The organism is Paenibacillus sp. FSL R7-0163 (assembly GCF_037969975.1).
GTDB classification, from domain to species: Bacteria; Bacillota; Bacilli; order Paenibacillales; family Paenibacillaceae; genus Paenibacillus_AQ; species Paenibacillus_AQ odorifer.
In genome coordinates, this window is record NZ_CP150224.1 from 4,122,641 (window position 1) to 4,143,230 (window position 20,590).

Below are 20,590 nucleotides of genomic sequence, written 5' to 3' on the forward strand. Positions count from 1 at the left end.
AAGTTTTCATTTAAAAAGAAAAAGATCGACCCTTACGTTTTCATTTATATATCATTCAATTCATCTATTAATCCGAATATTCCGGGGCTATAATTAAAGAACCTTCACCCTCTTTACTCCTAAAATTTATAATATTCTTGTAAATTATTGTATCATTCATTCAACAGCTATATTGTGTCTATTTAGATATAAAATGCATTCTAATGTAGTTTATTCTCCCGAAAAAAAGACCATCACTTTAATTCAGTGACAGCCTTCTAATTTATAATTAATCGTCCTTACACAGTTATGTATACTAAAGTTTGTCCTTCCTTCATCATCAATGGCATATTCCTCACCATTAAAGTTAGTGAATACCTCATACACTCTACCGATTGTAAAGCCGCAATGATACTCAAAACAAAATCCAATCACTATTACACATTTCATTGTTTATCCTCCAATTTTAGTAATATTCACGTCTTACACTTTTAACAGAGCGTTCATCAACAATTTAGGATTGGCTTGCTTAAGGTCATACATTTTCTTAAGTGTTGCTTTAGACTCTATAAATTGCTCCTCCATAACAATGTTAATAGGTTGCTGGAATAAGTGTTCTAAAGCGTTTAGCAGACTCATTTTTTCTAATTCTTCAAAAGAAGTGTATGTATAATTGTGTGATCCAATCTCCTTAGAAAGCGCTAATACCTTAAGACCTTTTTTTCTATCTCTCCATAATTGTCTGGATTCATATTCATTGATGAATGTGTTACGGTCTTCATTACTTTTGAGAAAGAATTCTAATTGTTCGATTACAATAGTTGCTTTTGGTGAGATTTCACAGTGAGTAAGGATATCTTTGATTGTTACGTGTTTATTAGTTGCTTTAGGATTCTTAATTGAAATGCTTACCGTGTTCAGCTTTTTCACATTTAATACTTGGTTCTTAGTGATTATTTGAGTCAATGTTATCGTCTCCTTTAGTTGTATCGCTGGTAATGGGAAAAGGGCATGGTTAAATAAGGAAATGTATGTACATTCCTTTTGAGAAATGGTAATATGAAATAGTGAACGTTTAACGTTCAACCCTTATGTAGACAATATAACACATGAACGTTTAACGTGCAACAATACATTTTTTTTAATTTCAGGAGGTATTTTTATGTGTGAGAATGAGAATAATTTTATTTTGTATTGTAAACTTGAAGAATTAATAAGTGTACACGATATCTCAATCAATAAATTATCAGAAGATATTGGGCATAGAAGATCTACAATTATGGAATTACTACATAATAAAGATATGGAAAACAAACGGATACCAGCGTCACTTATCGTTAAACTTTGTAATTATTTCAACGTTACACCTAATGACTTGTTTGAAATCAGACCTATTAAATCCTAATAGATTGATTCGTATACAGTTTGAAGAATCCGACTAACGCAGTATATAGTTTAATAAGCACACTTACATAACTCGTTGTAAAATCCGCCTAAAGGGCGGAAGTTCAATATCCAGACACAAAGAAAAAGCCCTAGAGAACGTGTCTCAGGGCTTATATTTCACTTATTATTCTCAAATAATTCCTTACTGTTATTCAAATAGCCTATCCAATTTTTATTAAAATTCAGTATCGTCCAGAGGAGATCATCAGAAATTCCAATTTGTCTTAAAATTGTATTTAGCATTATTAATTTCAAACTCTCATTAATGCTCATGAATTGATGAGGCGAAAACAATTTATCGCTTATTTCTCCGAAGTGAGTATTATAATCTCTATTTATCCGAACAATATCAGCAAAATCTCTTACCTTTAATCCCATAATTACTTTTTCTTGAATTTTCGGGTCTAATGATTTGATGATTTCTTGAATTCTTCTTTGAAAACCAAATTCATTAGCATATCTTAATGTAGATGCCAATTTGCTGTATAAATCTCCCAAACCCTCCTGTCTAACAGATTCCAACATTGTACTTGTGATCTGCTCGTACTTCTCCTCATCTACAAATTTATTATTATCCAAGTAACAATCCCGATGTGCGCTTTCAAGTGCTTTACTGTATCCTAAAAATATATCCTCATAAAACATATACTTTTCATTAGCTAGAATATTCACATAAATTAAGGCGCTTGAAGTAATTTTTAGTGTGTACCACTTGTTTAATATGTTATCAATTTCTTCCTTAATCACTGTAAAAGGTATCATAAACCCTTTATATGGACTAATCTTAGATTTTTTGTAATCATTATAAGAGATGGGATAATATCTAACGCGTTTCTCTAACGTAGAATACTCAACATACTCCATAATTATATTGGAGTCCGTAAGTATAGATAGTAAATCTTTAAATTTTTTCGCAACCCTTTCATACCATTCCAATGATTGAGGTTGATCTGGTTTTATAGTAACAAAGTTTTTGTAGGAAAGTTGCTGGTATGAGAACTCCTCTCCTGAATTTCCAAAAGTATAGGCGAAAGAAATTTTCGCCTTTATTTCTTCAACATATGTTTCAAATGTCTCAAAAGTTTTTGCACTTATTTGTATTCCATTCTCAAGACATTCAACCTCTATCGGTGAAAAGTTCATCCATTCATTAAAATTAGAAAATTCAAATGATAATTCTGGAAATACAACATCTGCAAGGGTCTGATAGTGTTCTCCAATTAATAACTTTGTGAAACTAAGTTTTAAAATACTATGCGGATTATTCTTCCCTATACCATAATTAGTATTTTGACTGAGAGGAAAACCATTAAATAGAGTAATTGCTCCCTCAAGGCAGTTACCATGAATTACAGATAATCTCTGAGGATCATTCTGAAAACTTAAGATATTCACTTCTTCGTCATTTAATTCTAACAATATATCATTAACCGTAAACTTTAAAACCCCTCCAACTTTGTTTCCTTCCTCTCCGGCAATCCACCATACTCCTTGATATTCAAAAGTATCATAAATTTTGGGGTATTTATTCAAAATCAGCAACTCCCTTCCATTCTATAAATCATCTACTAATTCTATACTGAAGTTTTCTTTTGTTGTTTTGTTAATAATCACCCAAGGACTATCTTTATCAACAGTTAACCTCGAAGCAGAGATAAGCCAACCTTTGTTAAAAGTGCTCTCAGTAAAGTCAGTTGCACGTTTAAAGAACACTGTGACAAAACTCTCGAGATCAACCACGACATATTCTTGTATACCCTCAAGTAGATAATTCTTAGCTTCTCTTTTACAGTCAAATCTTAGAGCTTTAATTATTCCTTCTGTATTTAGAAATCGTTCAAGCATAAAATCCACAATTCTCTCTGACATATTTTTGTCAAACTCTATTGCTATAATTCCAGATGCAAAACATGATATAAAAATTTCACGAACCAGAAATGTCTCACTAATAAGCTTCTTCTGGTTCACAAAACGATTAAACTTTGCTCCACGTTTAGGACGTTTTTTGTATCCAAACGCTTTCCAAGTCCAATCATCTAATATCATTTTTGCGGATATACCAGTCAATTGAGCTACAAACTCTTTTACACTATAAGCCATTCTTCTTACTCCTGACTTTTATATGTAATCATTAAGTAAATACACTATTCATCTTATCGCCAAGTGAATAATAATCATCCACAGCTTTCTCATACCTCTTAACTAAGTCATTATGTTCACTAAGTTTATAGCTATTGAATCCTTGACTTTTCATATGTAGATTATGTGTTATGCCCTGTAGTAGTTGCACAGCATACATAAGCTTATCAACGTAATCGATAAATATATTGCACTTGTTGGTATCTTCGCTTCCTGATTGCCTTATGCCATTAACTTGCGTCTTATATCTTGACAGATCATTATGAATGTTCTGAAGCCTGTACTCTAAGTCCTGAAAGTTAATTGCTTTAAATATGAATGGTAACGGAATAGTCTTTCTAAGAGATTTCTTGAATATCGCATCATGGATGGTCGTGTAATCGGTAAGAGAATCATTCAGGTTTCTGGCTATGGCAATTAAACTACTCATTTATCTTATCTACACCTCTTTTATTTTTTAGTATTTCAATAAAAGTGAAGATACAGAGGGATTACAAAAACAAAATCAATACCTAATTCCAGCGTCATAATGAAAGTGGTTTTCCAATTTAGGGATCTTGACACTCTATTTTCTCCACCAAGAAAAAGTAAAACAATACCAGATATCAGTGTTATTACATATCTGATGGTTTGTATACCAACTAACACCATGATTAGCCATAAACCATATACTCCAACAAAGGTGTATTTAGATAATAGAAACAAAAATAGCATAAGTAGGAAATTCGGGATTAGACCATTCTTGTTTTTTTCATATGCCAGATTTGCGATTTGTAAATCTTGTCTTTGTTTCTCAGGTACATATTCAATTCCTGCAAGTGTATAAACCCTTTGATGGTATAAAGAATCCTCTTCATCTAGATCACTTACATCTGAAATAAACTGTTCTATCTCTTCCATTAAGTCTATATTCACCATGTTTTTCATGAAGTTACTATACTCTTCTGATGATACATATTCATCATACATTCCAGACTTGTACAGTTTAATGGATCGATTAAAATCCATTGCATTCTCATCGGAAATAAATGATCCGATTCCACTGAGGGAAACTATCAATGCATCTTTTGTTTTCTCTTCTAAGCTTTTGTACTCAATTAAGTGTGCAATAAACAACTTATATGCTTTAACAATTGTTTCTTTGTCACAAGGAAGAAGAGAAATCTTTCTAGCCATTTCGCCCTCTTTTCCAGATGCTAAAGCTGCCCCATATTCATTAACAATTTTTTCAGCTTGCTCAAGATCCATTTTCTACTCCTATCTAATTAGAGTTATAGTGAAACTAGAATTGATTTTGCCGAATCCTATCATTCAGTAATATTTTACCACGGAAAATAGTACAAGAGCACCAATATTTTGGATAAAACAATATATGCTTATTGCTGAGAATACTGAGAGACGTGGAGAATCAGAAAATGATCCCATTAAAAAAGGTAAGATTGCCGCATTTTTAAAAGAGTATTGGGAGATTAAAAACAATAATAATAACATTTCTGCGCGACAAAATGACACGCAGAAAACCATTAATGATGTAGCAGATTCAATTGGCGAGAACAAAAGAACTACGCAACGTTTAATTAAACTTAATGATCTTATTCCAGAAATTCAATCTCTAGTATCGTCCGGCACACTTGGCACAACCGCCGCAGAACAACTTGCATACTTGACTGAGTGTGAGCAACAAGGCTAATTACAAGTTGTCTTGTAATTTAGATGGTGTTTGAAGATTATGAACAGAAACTAAAAGCAGAAGTCCATGAGAATGAACAACGTAAAGAGTTTAGTTTCTCTGAGCGGCTAGAGTGGGCTAGAGAGCTTGAGCAAGTAGAAAGATTGAAAGCTGAAGAAAGAAAGATGTCTAACTTAAAGCAAAATAAAACCGAGTGCGAAAACTTTCCCGTTCGAGAAGGTAGAGCAATAAACATTGTTGCCGAATCAACTGGGTTTGGTTCTGGTAAGCAATATGAGAAAGCTAAATACATAGTTGATAATGGGTCTGAAGAAGTTATTCAACAACTAGACAATGAGGAAATTAGCATCCATGCTGCTTACACAATTAGTTTGTCTAATGAATTCTCATGCACATCAATTTTAAGGCTGATTTACTTATAGTTTTCTTATGTATTTTAAATTGTCTCAATCTTGGAGGGTAGTTGTTAGGGTTCAGTGGAGTAAGAGGAATTACTTATTAGTTATTGTAGCTGATTAGATAAAAAAAGGTACATATATCTGTTATGGGCAGATGAGCATGTACCTTTTTATTATATGATGCTGAGACGTTCTAGGACTGGCTGTGAGCGGTTATTAATTATTAGCAGGTTTGTATATCAAATCATTATATTCAAAGCAAGTAGAGCTAATATAGCGGCTGAGAGAATGGTATTTTTCGGCACCTACTTACTAACCTGATTTATCATCTTTCTGAGTATTTTTTTAAGTTCGAAAAATCACAAAAAATGAATTAGAAAACTGATAAAACTATCAAAAAACTCAGCATTGTCACATGCTTGGCTCACTCTTCCGTGGTCACAGGATTGGTCACAAACTTTAGATTTTTGTAGGTTTTTTAGGCATTTTTCAAGATCTTTTAAGTTTTTTGAAAAAGAAAGAAAATCAAATGAAAGCTTGTCCCACAAGGGATTATGGGCAATATCAGTTTTTTCCAGCACCTATCGGATTAGCATACTATAGTTGCACCGCACATAATATAACCTCGGTTCGTGCTGATGGAGAGCAGTGTAGTTTTGGGAAGCTTAACCTCTACCCCGATCAGCGTATGTTCACCTACTGTAATAGGCTCCATAGTAACCAATAGCAGCACCTCCTTTTTTTCACTATCCACGTTGTATATGTATGCTAATTTTCCTGTGGGTGTGCTGACGGTAGTCCTATGCCTAGTATAAAATGCAGTATAATAGTCCCTATTCCAGTAGTCCTGGGTATATGAATATTGCATGTTTAATGTTATAGTTAATTACATTCCTGTAACCATTCAGAGATGTTCTAAACGAAAAGCTGGGGGATTTATGGACGAGAAACTACAACGCACAGACGGCAATTATTTATTTAACGTCGACATCCTGATTAATGCCCGTACCAACCCGCTTGCACTGCAATTTCTGCTCGAAATGTTGAACAATAATGACCATATCACAGATTTCAACATTAACTCCGGTCTTGAATTAGGGAGAACCATTGACAGCTTGCTACGCTCCGCTAAACTAGCTTTGAATCAAAACTCTGCTCCTCCCATTTCATTAAAGCTGCCTCCAAAATCCACAAAGAAGCAGCTGGATACACCGATAAAAAAACAGGCAGAAACGCCTGCACAGCAAACGGCAATTGAAACGCCAGCTGATGCATACGGGAAGATTCGTCAGTATATTCAGAATAATCAATTGGTACGTTTACGAGCGAACCGGTACGGGAAACAAGTGTCCATGCCCTGTCGTATTTTAAACTTTGATGAAGCAGCCAACTCTATAAGTGTCTACCATGTGGATGAGAAGCAGGTGTACAGCTTTAATCTAAATGAAATCGACGAGTTTCTGTAAGCGCATGCGTTACAAGCAAATAAGCACCCTCCCTCTTTGGGAATAGGTGCTTATTGGTCTTTCTTTTCCTAACAACTAAGACGACGTTTTACGTGAAAATCCTTCTATCGCAAGGCATAACCAGCCAATTATAAAGCATACCCCACCGATAGGTGTAATCGCTCCTAGCACCTTAATTCCGGAGATACTCAGAACATACAAACTGCCAGAGAACAAAATGGTACCTGCAATTAACAATCGACCCGCCCAACGTAATCGGGCACTTTCGCCCCATTGGCCCACAGCCAGTGCGATGAGAATTACCCCCAGCGCATGTACCAAGTGATACTGCACGCCAGTCTCATATACCTTCATATAGTCTTCACTGATAACTGGTTTTAGTAGATGGGCACCGAAAGCACCAATTCCTACTGCCAGCATTGCTAGCACAGCCCCCCAGGCCATAAATTTCCGTTGCAAATGATTACACCCCCTTAATTTTAGACTCATTCTATCATAACGTAATGCCAGCTCCTATTTCCAGCAGTCATTTTTTAATTTGCCTCATTCAGGGGTTGCTTTTTTAGCATCAATATGAAAAAGTGGATATTAACAACATTTTCATTCTAATCTCTCAAGGAGTGCAAACCATGGACTTAAATTCTCTGTCAAAATCAGACGTACCTGCGGCAGAGGTAGGAAATCCCAGCCCTCATCCGGATTACCCAAGCGCTGATTTATCGTCTACGCATCAAAAAGTAGAACATGATCTTCAACATTCTGGACCTGGTATTGCTTCATTCATTATCTGTCTCGTGTCGATCATCGGCTACGCAGCCATCTTTATCTCTATTATAATGAAGTCTTCTTCATTGGTTAATGAGAATTCCGAACTATTAAGCCAGTCCTCGCAATTCATAATGCTTCTAGGATTAACGGTTATTATTCTGGCTGCTCTTAATGTAATCGGTGTAGTCATCGGCATCATTGGGCTTTCCATTCGGAAACGGCGCAAGGTGTTTGGCATTATTGGCACGATAGTCAATGGTGTTATTATCTTACTCTTTATGCTGCTTATTACAACCTTTCTAGTCAATGCAGGAACGCTTTAAGCTTCTTTTAAACATGCTAACTTCATTAAAAAGGGTATCCCAACAACTTTGAGCTGTTGTGGGGATACCCTCATTTTATGTATGAAGCTAAAATCTGCATCGGGGAGTCCTCATCGTCATCCGCGGCTTGCGGACTCAGATGACGTTATTTACGAATTTTCGCCCTTTGGAGCAGAGTTTCGGACCCCAGTGACGCTATTGCATCGAAAAAGGATCCTATTGGGCGCTTTTCATGGCAATAGCTGCGATAGGGTCCGATAGTAATTCAAATATCGGAAAAAGCTGCGTATAAGGGCCGCTGGGTCCGATGATGCTGAGTCCGATAATGCTGAATCCGATAATGCTGAATCCGATAATGCTGAATCCTATCCCTCATCCGCTCACGGACTCAGATGACGTTATTTACGTTTTTTACGCCTTTGGAGCACAGTTTCAGACCCCAGTGACGCTATTGCATCGAAAAAGGTTCATATTGGGCTCTTTTTATGGCAATAGCTGCGATGGGGTCCGATAGTAATTCAAATATCGGAAAAAGCTGCGTATAAGGGCCGCTGGGTCCGATGATGCTGAGTCCAATATAGGGGCTACCAGTTCCGTTAGTGGGGCTGCTAGATCCATAGTGGTGCTGCTAGATCCATAGTGATGCAGCTAGGTATGCGTACTGTGATCGACCAAACAAAGTTTAGTGTTTTGAGCAAGAACTATACTTAAAAAATACGAGGGTGTCCCAGCAACTGATATGCTCCCCATATAGTAGACAGGTGAAATAATAAAAACCTGTCGCTGTATGGGGAGCATTTTTATGGAACAAAAAAAGTATACAGCACTGGAAAAGTTAACGATTCTCCAAGAAATTGAACGGGGCGACATTGGTTTGAAAGCTGCGAGTCGGAAGTATGGAATATCCAAAAACTCTATAGTGAAGTGGCGGCAACGTTATCAATTGTATGGATACGAAGGGCTGGAAGTCCGAAGCTACAATCGTACGTATTCTGCAGAACTTAAACTCTATGCCGTTAAGGATTATCTCGAGGGAGGATTGTCGCAAAACCAAATCATCTGCAAGTATAAGATTGCAAGTGCAACCCAACTCGCCAACTGGATTAGGAAGTATAATGGTCATAGCAACAGCTTAACAGCTCATTCAGGAGGAACTAAAGCTATGACCAAAGGACGCGTAACCACTTGGCAGGAACGGATAAATATCGTGCTGTACTGCCTTTCGAACGGAGAAGACTATGCGAAGGCGGCAAGCCATTTTCACGTGTCTTACCAACAAGTATATAGCTGGGTAAAGAAGTACGAAGCAGGTGGTGAAGAGGCATTACGAGACGGTAGAGGACGCACCAAAGCGCCTGAAGAACTTACGGAAGCAGATCGCCACAAACTCGCGATGCAAAAGCTGGAATACGAGAATGCACGCCTGCGTGCGGAGAATGCTTTTCTAAAAAAGTTAGAGGAACTCGAAAAGAGGAGGCGTTAAGAACCATTCGCCAGGTGAATATCTACCTTACCATTCAGGCTGTTCAGCAGGAACAGTCTTGCTCCATTCGGCTTTTGTGTGACATCGCAGGGATTTCACGGTCAAGTTATTACAAATGGTTGAATCGCAAACCCAGTTTTCGAGAGGCTGACAACGAGAAACTGACAGAGCGCTTCATGCTCCTCTTGTATGAGAAGGTGGAACGAACCTTTGGGTATCGCCAATTGACCCTGCATTTGCGCAGACAAATGGATAAATCTATTAACGCAAAGCGAGTGTACCGGCTGATGAGATGCCAAGGTATCCAGTCAGTCATCCGCAGAAAGAGAAAGAAGTATGTAGGCTCCACGCCTCAGCAGGTTGCAGAGAATGTGCTGAACCGTAATTTTGAGGCTGAAGCTCCAAACCAAAAATGGGTAACGGATGTAACGGAATTCAAATACGGCAACGGCAAGAAGGCGTATTTAAGTGCAATAAAAGATCTGTATGACAAGTCCATTGTTGCTTACGTTCTGGGTCATTCCAATAATAATTCGCTAGTTTTTAACACACTGGAATTAGCTTTGCAGGCAGCACCGGAGAGCCGAACCTTACTCCATAGCGACCGTGGTTTCCAGTATACCTCTCTGCATTTTAAGAAGATGCTGGACGATGCAGAACTGAAGCAAAGCATGTCCCGAGTAGGCTGCTGCATTGACAATTCGCCGATGGAATCCTTCTGGGGAACATTGAAATGTGAGAAGTACTACTTACATACCTACCAGACCTTTGAAGAACTCCAAACAGATATTGATACCTACATTCACTTTTATAATAACGAACGGTTACAGGCAAAACTAAACGAGCCAGTCCCATTGAATTTAGGACTAAAAGGTACTTAAACTACTTTTATTTTTTGTGCTGTCTACTTGACGGGGTGCAGTTCACAACCACTATATGATTGCTGAGACACCCTCTATTAATTTGCAAATCAATACATTCAATTATTTTGCTAGAGCCAGCTTTGTCAGCACACGCTGCTTGACGGACGGATCGCCCTCCACTGCTTTTTCGACATATTCAATAACTACGGAATCATCCGAATTCAAAGTGTCAAGTATGCTCTCCATTCCAGCTGAAATCTCAAAAGCGGTTGGACCTTCTTTTGTCGCAATCTCAACGGAATGACTATCAATTTGTCCGATATAAACGGCTGTCATTTTTATTGTTTTACCTTCAGCTTTTGGAGTAGAACTAGGTTTAGCTGTGCTCGGATTTTCGGTTGGTGTGGCTGTACTTGGGTTCTCAGTGGGTACGGGAGTGCTTGGAGCTTCTGTAGGCTCAGCAGTGCTTGCGCTCTCGGTTGGTGTTGGAGAAGGTGTTGCAGTCGGTTCTCCTGAAGTCTGTGCCGAATTATTCCCACCGCAAGCGGTTAAGGCAAATGTTAAGGCAGCAATCGCTGCTATGGCGGGTAATGAACGTTGTTTTTTCATGTTGAGTGCCTCCTCTATGTGGCGATTATTTTCAAAGTCATCTTCATAAGTATACTCCTATAACGTTAACCACTCTATGAAAGTTTCATATGAAGTAATTTTAGATAACTTCCAGCTTCTATTAGGCATCCGTCGGATGCAGGCTACAGCGGTATTAATACAATAGTGTGAGCCTGATTTATCCCAAAGGAGTGAGCCCCTTGAGAATCGATATCGGCTGTGGATCTAATAAGGAAGCAGGTTATCTCGGGATCGATCGGATCGCGGGTCCTGATGTAGATATTGTCTGTGACATTTGCCAAGAGATTCCTCTCCCTGACAATAGTGCTGAGTTTGTTATGGCTAGCCGTGTACTGCCTTATGTGGACAATTTATTCGCAGCCCTGTCGGAAATTCACAGAATTAGCATCCATAAAGCAGTTGTTTGCATCCTAGCACCCTATGCCCACAGCTTTGCCCATATGTCCAACCCTGCCTTCAAGCAGAAGTTTGACGAATATACCCCCCGGCATTTTACAGGATCCTTCTTCCAGCCTCCATCCGGTCCAGTTTGCCCAGCTATTCCAGACTACCCTGTACCCGCACCACCCTTCGATTATCGGTTGCTGCGGATGGAGTTATTCTATCAGCATCCTTATGAAGATCCGCTTTACGAAACTGAAGAACTAGAAATACTAAAGACCCTTCAAGCAAATGTAGTGCATGAAATCATGTACCATTTTGTCGTAGTCAAGCACAATATCAACGATCAGGAGTTAGAGCTGATGAGCAGAAGCCATTATCCTGAACCTCATGTTCTTGTCGAACGAAGACTTAAATCACAAAACAGACATTTTTTTCTATAATTTTAAGATGGGACATACACTAATACCCATTTTGTGTCATAGGCTAACATACAGGTATTAACTGTGCCATCCTAGTTATAGGACGGCACACTTTTGATCAAAACCAACCTCGAAGGAGGTGAGAATCATCCCACTAGTCGTACGGGCAACGATCAATGCGACCGGTGCTATCACATTTACCGGCAACACGCTTGGACTTAGCCGCTCCGATACGATCGGAGTGCCAGGGACACTAGACAGCATCGGTGGCTTTACTACTGTTAATACTTCATCAACATTTGGTACCTATCCTAGCGGAACTACTAGTCTTTATACAAGCAACAGTTCAGCAGCCATACTGGTCCTACCCTCAGGCAGTACCGTACTGTATGCGGAGCTAATCTGGGGCGGTACCTATATTAACGGAAATGTAAACCTTAGTTCGGCCATTAACAACCCTGTCTCCTTCATAACCCCTGCCGGCACTACATTCAGTGTTACTCCTGATTCAGCAACGAGCAACGTAGTCGATTTGGGAGGTGGTGCATCAGCATATGTTCGTTCCGCCAACGTGACCAGCATTATCCAACAAGGCGGTGCCGGCACCTACACCACTGGCGGTGTAGTGGGTACGATTGTTATCCCTAGTGATTCTACAGCCAACCATGCGGGCTGGACGCTGGGTGTAATCTACCAAAATACAGCCTTACCTTTTCGCAATATGTCCCTTCGGGCAGGTGCAATACTTGTACAGGCAAACTCAGCTCCGGTATCCACTACAATAACTGGATTTGCCACACCCATTACTGGTGCGCTTGGCGGCAGAGCGTTATTCAGCGCGCAGGAGGGGGATGCCAACCGTTCGGGGGATCAGGCATTATTTGGTCCAACCTCTGCTACACTTGTTGCTTTATCGGGACCTAATAACTTTGCCAACAACTTTTTTGCATCGCAGATTAACAATGATGCAGGTAACCTAAACACAACGGGTACCTTTGGAAACCGCAACCAAATAAACGGAAATCCAGGAACCAACATTATCGGTGGTCGCCAAGGCTGGGATATTACCAATGTTGACGTCTCCGCACGGCTGATAAACAATCAATCTTCAGCCGTATTACAATTAACCACCTCAGGCGATGCTTATGTACTCAACGGTAATGCCATACAGGTTGATATCAATGCTCCAAAAATAAACCTCACTAAAAGCGCTAATGTAGCCGGCCCCATAGTCGGTGATACGGTAACTTATACGGTGACTGTCAGTAATACAGGAACAGCGGGAGCAGCAAGTGTCGTTTTATCAGATGCGCTGCCGGCAGGATCCACTTTTGTAACTGGAAGCGTAGTTGTTGCTGGTGTCTCCAGACCTACTTTTGATATTACAGCAGGAATCTCACTAGGCTCATTAGCTTTAAGCAGTTCAATAACTGTTACATATCAAGCCAAAGTCACTTCATTACCACCAAGTCCGCAAAATATCGCTAATACCGCTAATGCTGCCTTTACATTTCAAAGTGTAGCCGGAGGCCCTATCATGACCGGGGTCATTCCATCTAATACAGTAACCTTACCTGTATATTCACCCGTCCTTAACATTGTGAAATCAGCCAGTACTACCAATGCTACGGTTGGAGATCAGATCACCTATACCCTTCAAATCACTAACACAGGAAATATCGGCGCGGTAACAACACTTACTGATAATATTCCTTCAGGCAGCTCTTATGTCGCAGGTAGCTTCACCGTCAATGGAAATCCTATCGCCGGTAACCCTGCCACAGGGATTGCTATCGGTACGGTTGCCGCCGGTGGCAGTTCTACTGTTCAATTTCGGGTCATCGTGAATAGCCTACCTTCTCCGCCACAGCTGGTCGACCAAGCAAGCGCCGCTTATACGTTTCAAGTTCCAGATGGGCGAACAGTAGCTGGATCTGCCTCGTCCAACATTTTGTCTATTCCAGTTAGAACACCTAATGTTACCGTAGTCAAAAGCGCTGGATTCGCCGACGTAACTGTCGGAGATATACTACTCTACACCTCTGTAATCAGCAACAACGGAATTGCAGCAATTACCAACGTGTCACTCTCAGATACCATCCCTGCGGGTACATCGCTGGTCCCCGGAAGTGTCACTGTCGCCGGTGTATCGCAACCCTCAGCTAATCCTGGAACAGGGATTTCTGTCGGTACCATCGCTCCAGGAAGCTCCGTCGCAGTCACTTTTCAAGTCAACGTTATCTCATTACCAAGTACCGCTCAGCTATTGAATAAATCTAGTGCCTCTTTTAGCTCGGGTGCTTTTACTGGCATTTCAGTCTCAAACACGACGACAACTCCCGTGTATCAGCCTGTAATCCAAATTGCAAAAAGCTCGAACGTTTCCAGTGCAACTGTAGGCGGCAATATTCTTTATACGTTAAATGTGCAGAATTCTGGAAATATCGGGGCGGCTGTAACCCTGAGCGACAATATTCCTTCAGGAAGCACCTTTGTCTCGGGAAGTGTAACTGTTAACGGTGTTGCTAGACCTGCTGACTCTCCACTTACAGGAATTAACTTAGGTACTTTAGCTTCAGGGGCAGCTGTTCCTGTGACCTTCCTTGTCTCTGTGCAATCTCTGCCTGCTCCACCTGTTCTGAATAACCAAGGCAGCAGCAATTACACCTACCAACTGCCAAGTGGAAGATCATTCTCCGGGACCAGTCTATCCAATACCCTAACCATTCCGGTCTCCGCTCCAAACATTACACTAACCAAAACTGCAAATCTAACTAATATAGCAGTTGGAGAAAATCTGACTTATTCAGTCGTAGTGTCCAACCCAAGCAGCGTCACTGTCACTAACGTTGTTGTCTCTGACCCTATTCCTACGGGGGGAGCATTTGTAGCAGGCAGTGTGACTGTCAACGGTTCGACGGTAGCAGCGGCTAACCCAAGTACAGGTATAGCAATCGGAAGTATCGCCGCGGGCAGCTCTGTCACGGTGTCTTTTAGAGTGAATGTTGCTTTCTTGCCAAGTCCAGCACAGTTTACAAACAGAGCCAGCGCCTCCTTCACCTCTGGAGCGTTTACCGGTTCTTCGCTCTCAAACACGATAGTAACACCTGTATTTCAGCCCATCCTTAGTATGGTCAAAAGTGCCAATGCAGCACAGGCATCTGTAGGGGGATCTCTCTCATACTCCATCCTGATCAGCAACACCGGGAATATTGCAGCTACTCTATTAGTAACTGATATCCTGCCACCCCAAGCCGTGTTTGACACGAATAGTGTAATTATTGGAGGAACGCCTTTGCCCGGATATAATCCGGCAACTGGCATTCCAGTAGGACCGCTCGCTCCAGGTGACAGTGTCACCGTAAGTTTTCTGGTCACGATCACAGCACTGCCTCCATCACAAGTATTGCTGAACTCTGCTTCAGCGACATATAATTTCACCCTTCCAGACGGGCGTCAGCTCGGTGGAAATGTAGTGTCCAATACGCTCTCTGTCCCAGTGTCTGCCCCTAACGTCAGTGTTGTAAAAAGCGTAAACGCTGCTACTGCTGTTACTGGTGATATCCTTACCTTTACCTCTGTATTGACCAACAACAGTATTGCAACAGTAAGCAATATCATTCTCAGCGATCCTCTGCCTGAGAATGTAGCTTTCATTCCCGGAACCGTAATTGTAAGTGGCACTCCCCTGCCGCTAGCAGTTCCGTCCGCCGGCATTCCAATCGGTAGTTTGAGCCCTGGCGCCACAGCTACCGTAACATTCGAGGTGAGGATAACAATGCCGATACCATCACAGATTAACAATCAGTCGTCTGTCAGTTTTACATCCGGTGTATTCTCCGGTTCTTCTTCATCTAATATCACAACTACACCAGTTATTCAGCCCCAAATCTCCTTATTAAAAAGTGCCGCTGATGGAGACGGCGATTTCGATGCTTTAGTTGTCGGTGATTCTGTCATCTACACAGTGCTTGTTAGCAACACAGGTAATCTGGCTGCAAATTTAACACTAACTGATAACATCCCAGCAGGTACTGTCTTCGTTCCTAATAGTGTCATAGTGGGTGGTATGCCTCAACCTGGTTCAGCCCCAGATACAGGGATAGCTGTAGGAAATGTCGCTCCTGGTGCCAGTATTGCAGTCAGCTTCACCGTTGATATCATCTCCCTGCCAACACCTCAGCAGATTAGTAATCAGGCTTCTGCAAGCTTTACCTTTACTCCGCCTGACGGTAGACCGTTATCTGGGACTGCGGTGTCTAACACTGTAACTTTACAAGTCTCTGCTCCTAACATTGTCGTTACCAAGAGCACTACTTCAACATCAGTTGCTGTTGGTGAAACGGTCACTTACAACGTCAATATAACTAATAATGGTATAGAATCTGTTACTAGCGTCTTACTCAATGATCCTACACCGGTAGGGAGTACTTTTGTAACAGGCAGCGTGTCTGTCAACGGAGTTCCATTCCCGAACTTGAATCCTGCTTCGGGGATATCTATCGGTACTCTAGCAGCTGGTGCATCAGCGCTGGTTACCTACAGTGTTACTGTTATCTCCGTCCCTCCTACAGCTTCACTCATCAATCAGGCATCCGTTACCTTCACTTCAGGCGTTATTTCAAGCTCCACTTTTTCTAATACTGTTACAGTCCCTGTGTTCCAGCCGAACATTGCCGTAGTCAAGAGTGCTAGTACAGCCAATGCCACGGTTGGCGATTCCGTTAGCTACACACTGACAGTGAGTAACACAGGAAACTATGCTGCTAATTTAACACTGACGGATAATATTCCCGCAGGTACCACTTTCGTTCCGAATAGTGTGCTCATCAACGGCCTCCCTTTAGCGCAAGCGGATCCTTCCACCGGAATTGCAGCTGGAATAATACAGCCTGGAGGAACGACCGTAGTCATTTTCACGGTTGACATCACTTCATTGCCTAGTCCTCAGCAACTGGTCAATCAAGGAACCGCAGCATACAGCTTCACCTTACCCGACGGACGTACACTTAATGGGTCTGCACTCTCTAACACCGTCACTATTCCGGTCTCCTCACCTAATATTGCTGTAGTTAAAACTACAACCACAACATCAACTACAGTCGGTGACACTATTACTTATTCCATAGCTTTAACTAATAACGGGATTGCCACTGTAAATAATGTGGTCTTCACAGACGCCCTTCCTGCCGGCACCACCTTTGTGACAGGCAGCGTGCTTGTGGACGGTGTGCCTCGCACAGGAGTTAGCCCAGCTATTGGAGTGACCCTAGGCAGCATAGCACCCGGTGTAACCGTAACTGTTGCTTTTACCGTAAATGTAGTTTCACTGCCGCCTACTGGATTGTTAAATAATCAGTCAACAGTCAGCTTCACCTCAGGTGTTGTCTCAAATGTAGCCTTCTCAAATATCGTCACGACGCCTGTCTATCTGCCTATCCTTGCAGCAGCAAAAAGCTCCAATTCAGTCAATGCTACCGTTGGGGATACGATTACTTATACTATAAATGTGACCAACACAGGTAACTACGGAGCTTTAGCAACCCTGAGTGACACCATTCCAGCGGGTACAACGTTTATTCCAAACAGTGTACTCATTCAAGGCGCTCCTGCTCCAGGAGCAGACCCAGCTGCCGGGATCTCACTGGGGGTAATCTCCGCGAATGGAAGCCTGTCTGTAATGTTCTCAGTGCTTATCACAACATTGCCGGCAAGCCAACAGCTGCTCAATCAAGCTTCCGTCGCGTTTGCATACACACTTCCAGATGGACGGACATTTAACAATTCGATCAATTCCAATACAACAACAATCTCAGTATCCTCACCGAACGTTATCGTCACTAAATCTTCGACAGCTACCGATGCCGTTGTTGGGGATACCATCACTTATAACTTCACTGTTACCAACAGCGGAATAGCAAATATCAGTAACGTTAACCTCAGTGATCCAATACCTGCAGGCTCTAGCTTTGTCGCTGGCAGTGTGACCGTAGATGGCACTCCACGCCCTAGCGCCAACCCAGCGAACGGGATCTCGCTCGGTACACTTGCACCGGGAGCATCTTTCCAAGTCTCGTTCAACACGATTGTCAATGTGCTTCCTAATCCTGCAACGCTTAGTAATCAGGCTTCCGTCAGTTTCACCTCCGGCGCATTCTCAGGATCTTCTTTCTCAAATACACTTGTTATTCTGGTATATCAACCTATCATTGTAGTTGTCAAAGGGGCGGACAGAACCGCCGCAACTGTCGGAGATACGATTACTTACTCCTTAAATGTGACGAATACTGGTAACCTCATAGCAAATGTAGTTATTACCGATACCATTCCGAACGGAGCTGTCTTTGTTCCAAACAGCGTGCTCGTGAATGGGGTACCACAACCAGGATCAGATCCATCTACTGGCTTAAGCATTGGGGCGGTAGCTCCGGGAAGTACAGTAACAGTAACGATTACCTTACAGGTTACTATTGCGTCCCTGCCTTCACCGCAGCAGTTGGTCAATCAAGCTACAGCAAATTTCACATTCACACCGCCAGATGGACGTTCACTCACGGGCTCCTCTGTCTCAAACGTCCTCATTATCCCTGTATCTTCTCCGGACGTAAGTGTGGTTAAGAGCACTACTTCTATTGATGCGGTTGTTGGCGATATCATTACCTATACGATAGTTGTCACCAACTTAGGGATTTCACCAGTCAATAACGTCATCATGGTTGACCCTATTCCAGCTGGCAGCCAGTTCGTAACGGGAAGTATTACCGTAGATGGAGCCCCTCGTCCTAGTGGCAGTCCGGCTTCGGGAATCGTAATTGGTACAATTGCTGCAGGTGCTTCTTCAACCATTACCTTCCAGGTTCAGGTAGTAGCGTTATGATTCCCGGCTCACGTACCCAACCTGTCGTAACCAATCAATCCATGGTACTCTTCAATTCGGCAGCGGGTGTTGACGGAATTGTCTATTCCAATACCGTTAACACCCCGGTCGTGGGCCCCGTGCTTTCATTGCTGAAGAGTACAGATAAACTCCACGCCTCTTTAGGCGACACTTTGGTGTATACCATTACAGCCAGTAATAATGGAAATACAGATGCTTTTTTGACGGTGTTTGACATTCTTCCAGAAGGTGTATCCTTTATTTCCAACAGTGTGCTCAGAGACGGTGTGCCTCTTCCGGGGGCTACACCGTCTTCAGGCATCCCCCTTGGTTCTATTGCACCGCAGAGTCAAGTGAGCATCGCCTTTCAAGTCGTCATCATTTCCCTGCCGTCTTCCCTAGTGCTGCAAAATAAAGCGCTAGGCCGTTTTTCTTTTTCCACTCCGGAGGGAAGAACCGTTAAGGGTGAGCTTGCGTCTAACTCTGTACTGGTTTCTTTACGCTCCTACCAGCTCTCGACCTCCTTGTCTGCAAGTACTCCGACTTCTTTTATAGGGGATGTAGTCACTTACACCTTGCGGCTTACAAATGAAGGCAACAGCCTTTTAACTCAAATCAACGCAATAATTTCTATTCCGGACGGGGCCGTGTTTATACCGGGGAGTGTCATTGCAGGTGGGATTTATTACCCAGAATCGGACCCGGAGCAGGGGATATTACTCGGTTCGCTGGACACAGACCTAAGCGTTGATATTACTTTTCGTGTCCGAGTAACAGAGTTTTCTCCCTCGTTGGCCTTAACCAACAACGCGGTTGTCACCTATTCAGTCGATGAGCATACAATTATGACCGAAAGTAACACTGCGGTTGTCTCACTTGTCCAAGCGGGGGTCAACATTAGTAAAAAAGTGGATCATGTTACAGCAGCTCCGGGCGATAATTTGAGATATGAGCTTACGGTAACGAACAACGGGAATCTGGCTGTAAATGCAGTCCTAACAGATGCTATACCTTCAGGTACTCTTTTCGTATGGGATAGTGTTCTCTTAAATGGAGTGTTGCAAAAAGGTGCACGACCAGCGGAAGGCATCCAGTTAGGTACTTTAAGAGGCGGAACTACAGCAGTTGTAGTATTTCAAGTGAGTATACCTGCAGCCATTAACATTCATGAAATCGCAGCCGTACAAAACCATGGTAGTGTTCAGTATACCTTTGTGCTTCCAGACGGACGGACCGTACGACAAACCTCTCGTTCCAATACAGTTACCACCTTAGTAGTCACACCTGTCATTTCACTCGTAGTCCATGCAAAACCAACTATTGTAGAAGCAGGAGAGCGAGTCCAATGCTGGATCTCACTAACCAATAGCGGAAATTGGCCTGCGGAAATATCTCTGAATCGGCTAACCCCGGAAAAATGTTTTCTTGATCCCAACAGCATTGTGATTGATGGAGTTCCGAATCCACAATCTTCATTTGCCGGCACCTTGCCGCTGGGGGTAGTTAATGCTGCATCTATGGTTAACATTCATTATTTTGTCCAGGTAAGTGAACAGGTAATGGGTCGTTTCCTTAAGGGCTCCGTGAATGCTCAATACTCTTTCAATATGGATGGACGTGACTACTCTGGCGAAAGTCAATCTAACAGTTATGTGCTGACCGTAGATGAGATCAGTGAATAAGAAATCACATATCCCTCATCCCCATGAATATACTTTAGTTACA

At 41.9% G+C, this 20,590-nt stretch carries 16 protein-coding genes and 1 pseudogene; 9 read left to right on the forward strand and 8 right to left on the reverse strand.

Annotation, left to right across the window (positions count from 1 at the left end):
- Positions 1-462 precede the first annotated feature (462 nt).
- The gene (locus tag NST45_RS18445; protein ID WP_339823444.1) at positions 463-945 is read right to left on the reverse strand and encodes a hypothetical protein; all 483 of its coding nucleotides are present in this window, start codon (positions 943-945) and stop codon (positions 463-465) included.
- Positions 946-1,141: 196 nt separating this feature from the next.
- On the opposite strand from NST45_RS18445, the gene NST45_RS18450 reads away from it, so the two are divergent.
- A complete protein-coding gene (locus tag NST45_RS18450; RefSeq protein WP_339823447.1) occupies positions 1,142-1,384 on the forward strand; it encodes a helix-turn-helix transcriptional regulator in 243 nt (80 codons plus the stop codon).
- Positions 1,385-1,542: 158 nt separating this feature from the next.
- Here NST45_RS18450 and NST45_RS18455 read toward each other — a convergent pair whose 3' ends face one another.
- The 4 genes from NST45_RS18455 to NST45_RS18470 are packed head-to-tail and all read right to left on the reverse strand — an operon-like array spanning position 1,543 to position 4,812.
- Entirely contained in the window at positions 1,543-2,958 is a 1,416-nt protein-coding gene (locus NST45_RS18455) for a HEPN domain-containing protein (RefSeq protein WP_339823450.1), read from the reverse strand.
- A gap of 21 nt (positions 2,959-2,979) precedes the next feature.
- Positions 2,980-3,525 carry a hypothetical protein gene (locus NST45_RS18460; RefSeq protein WP_339823452.1) on the reverse strand — a complete coding sequence of 182 codons (546 nt, stop codon included), beginning with the start codon at positions 3,523-3,525 and terminating at the stop codon, positions 2,980-2,982.
- Between the two features lie 31 nt (positions 3,526-3,556).
- The gene (locus tag NST45_RS18465; RefSeq protein ID WP_339823454.1) at positions 3,557-3,994 is read right to left on the reverse strand and encodes a hypothetical protein; all 438 of its coding nucleotides are present in this window, start codon (positions 3,992-3,994) and stop codon (positions 3,557-3,559) included.
- A 35-nt stretch (positions 3,995-4,029) separates the two neighbouring features.
- Positions 4,030-4,812, reverse strand: coding sequence for a hypothetical protein (locus tag NST45_RS18470; RefSeq protein WP_339823456.1), 783 nt, complete (start codon positions 4,810-4,812; stop codon positions 4,030-4,032).
- A 124-nt stretch (positions 4,813-4,936) separates the two neighbouring features.
- Here NST45_RS18470 and NST45_RS18475 point away from each other — a divergent pair, with 124 nt between their 5' ends.
- Together NST45_RS18475 and NST45_RS18480 are read left to right on the forward strand one after the other, a co-directional pair.
- Positions 4,937-5,254, forward strand: a complete 318-nt coding sequence (locus NST45_RS18475; protein ID WP_339823457.1) for a hypothetical protein — start codon at positions 4,937-4,939, stop codon at positions 5,252-5,254.
- 23 nt (positions 5,255-5,277) lie between these two features.
- Positions 5,278-5,676: a hypothetical protein gene (locus tag NST45_RS18480; protein WP_339823459.1), complete on the forward strand. Its 399-nt coding sequence runs from the start codon at positions 5,278-5,280 to the stop codon at positions 5,674-5,676.
- 580 nt (positions 5,677-6,256) lie between these two features.
- Here NST45_RS18480 and NST45_RS18485 read toward each other — a convergent pair.
- Positions 6,257-6,376: pseudogene (locus tag NST45_RS18485) on the reverse strand (DUF1805 domain-containing protein); the annotation flags it as partial.
- 214 nt (positions 6,377-6,590) lie between these two features.
- Between NST45_RS18485 and NST45_RS18490 the strand changes: the two are divergent.
- The gene (locus NST45_RS18490) at positions 6,591-7,118 is read left to right on the forward strand and encodes a hypothetical protein (protein ID WP_036684355.1); all 528 of its coding nucleotides are present in this window, start codon (positions 6,591-6,593) and stop codon (positions 7,116-7,118) included.
- 75 nt (positions 7,119-7,193) lie between these two features.
- Here the strand turns inward: NST45_RS18490 and NST45_RS18495 are convergent, their stop codons facing one another.
- On the reverse strand, positions 7,194-7,577 hold the full coding sequence (locus NST45_RS18495; RefSeq protein ID WP_036684358.1) for a DUF423 domain-containing protein: 384 nt from the start codon (positions 7,575-7,577) through the stop codon (positions 7,194-7,196).
- Positions 7,578-7,747: 170 nt separating this feature from the next.
- Between NST45_RS18495 and NST45_RS18500 the strand changes: the two genes are divergently transcribed.
- Both NST45_RS18500 and NST45_RS18505 read left to right on the forward strand, forming a co-directional pair.
- Complete coding sequence (locus tag NST45_RS18500) at positions 7,748-8,209, forward strand: hypothetical protein (protein WP_051491333.1); 462 nt, start codon at positions 7,748-7,750, stop codon at positions 8,207-8,209.
- Between the two features lie 802 nt (positions 8,210-9,011).
- Positions 9,012-10,573 (forward strand): IS3 family transposase gene (locus NST45_RS18505; RefSeq protein WP_339823463.1). Its coding sequence is split into 2 segments (ribosomal slippage): positions 9,012-9,645 and positions 9,645-10,573, totalling 1,563 coding nucleotides; the frame shifts between segments, so codons are not numbered across the junction.
- A 102-nt stretch (positions 10,574-10,675) separates the two neighbouring features.
- On the opposite strand, the gene NST45_RS18510 is transcribed toward NST45_RS18505, so the two are convergent.
- On the reverse strand, positions 10,676-11,164 hold the full coding sequence (locus NST45_RS18510; RefSeq protein WP_036684361.1) for a hypothetical protein: 489 nt from the start codon (positions 11,162-11,164) through the stop codon (positions 10,676-10,678).
- Between the two features lie 200 nt (positions 11,165-11,364).
- On the opposite strand from NST45_RS18510, the gene NST45_RS18515 reads away from it, so the two are divergent.
- From NST45_RS18515 to NST45_RS18525, 3 genes are all read left to right on the forward strand, one after another.
- Positions 11,365-12,009 carry a methyltransferase domain-containing protein gene (locus NST45_RS18515; RefSeq protein WP_051491334.1) on the forward strand — a complete coding sequence of 215 codons (645 nt, stop codon included), beginning with the start codon at positions 11,365-11,367 and terminating at the stop codon, positions 12,007-12,009.
- Positions 12,010-12,127: 118 nt separating this feature from the next.
- Positions 12,128-18,865 (forward strand): DUF11 domain-containing protein, encoded by a 6,738-nt coding sequence (locus tag NST45_RS18520; protein WP_143758716.1) that lies wholly within the window; start codon positions 12,128-12,130, stop codon positions 18,863-18,865.
- Positions 18,862-20,547, forward strand: a complete 1,686-nt coding sequence (locus tag NST45_RS18525; RefSeq protein ID WP_076316673.1) for a DUF11 domain-containing protein — start codon at positions 18,862-18,864, stop codon at positions 20,545-20,547. The genes NST45_RS18520 and NST45_RS18525 overlap by 4 nt, the downstream gene beginning before the upstream one ends.
- Positions 20,548-20,590 lie beyond the last annotated feature (43 nt).

Excerpts from the sequence above, each read along its gene's own strand:
- NST45_RS18450 (WP_339823447.1), top strand. The coding sequence starts at position 1,142 with ATGTGTGAGAATGAGAATAATTTTATTTTGTATTGTAAACTTGAAGAA.
- NST45_RS18460 (WP_339823452.1), bottom strand. The coding sequence starts at position 3,525 with ATGGCTTATAGTGTAAAAGAGTTTGTAGCTCAATTGACTGGTATATCC.
- NST45_RS18465 (WP_339823454.1), bottom strand. The coding sequence starts at position 3,994 with ATGAGTAGTTTAATTGCCATAGCCAGAAACCTGAATGATTCTCTTACC.
- NST45_RS18470 (WP_339823456.1), bottom strand. The coding sequence starts at position 4,812 with ATGGATCTTGAGCAAGCTGAAAAAATTGTTAATGAATATGGGGCAGCT.
- NST45_RS18475 (WP_339823457.1), top strand. The coding sequence starts at position 4,937 with ATGCTTATTGCTGAGAATACTGAGAGACGTGGAGAATCAGAAAATGAT.
- NST45_RS18480 (WP_339823459.1), top strand. The coding sequence starts at position 5,278 with ATGGTGTTTGAAGATTATGAACAGAAACTAAAAGCAGAAGTCCATGAG.
- NST45_RS18490 (WP_036684355.1), top strand. The coding sequence starts at position 6,591 with ATGGACGAGAAACTACAACGCACAGACGGCAATTATTTATTTAACGTC.
- NST45_RS18500 (WP_051491333.1), top strand. The coding sequence starts at position 7,748 with ATGGACTTAAATTCTCTGTCAAAATCAGACGTACCTGCGGCAGAGGTA.
- NST45_RS18510 (WP_036684361.1), bottom strand. The coding sequence starts at position 11,164 with ATGAAAAAACAACGTTCATTACCCGCCATAGCAGCGATTGCTGCCTTA.
- NST45_RS18525 (WP_076316673.1), top strand. The coding sequence starts at position 18,862 with ATGATTCCCGGCTCACGTACCCAACCTGTCGTAACCAATCAATCCATG.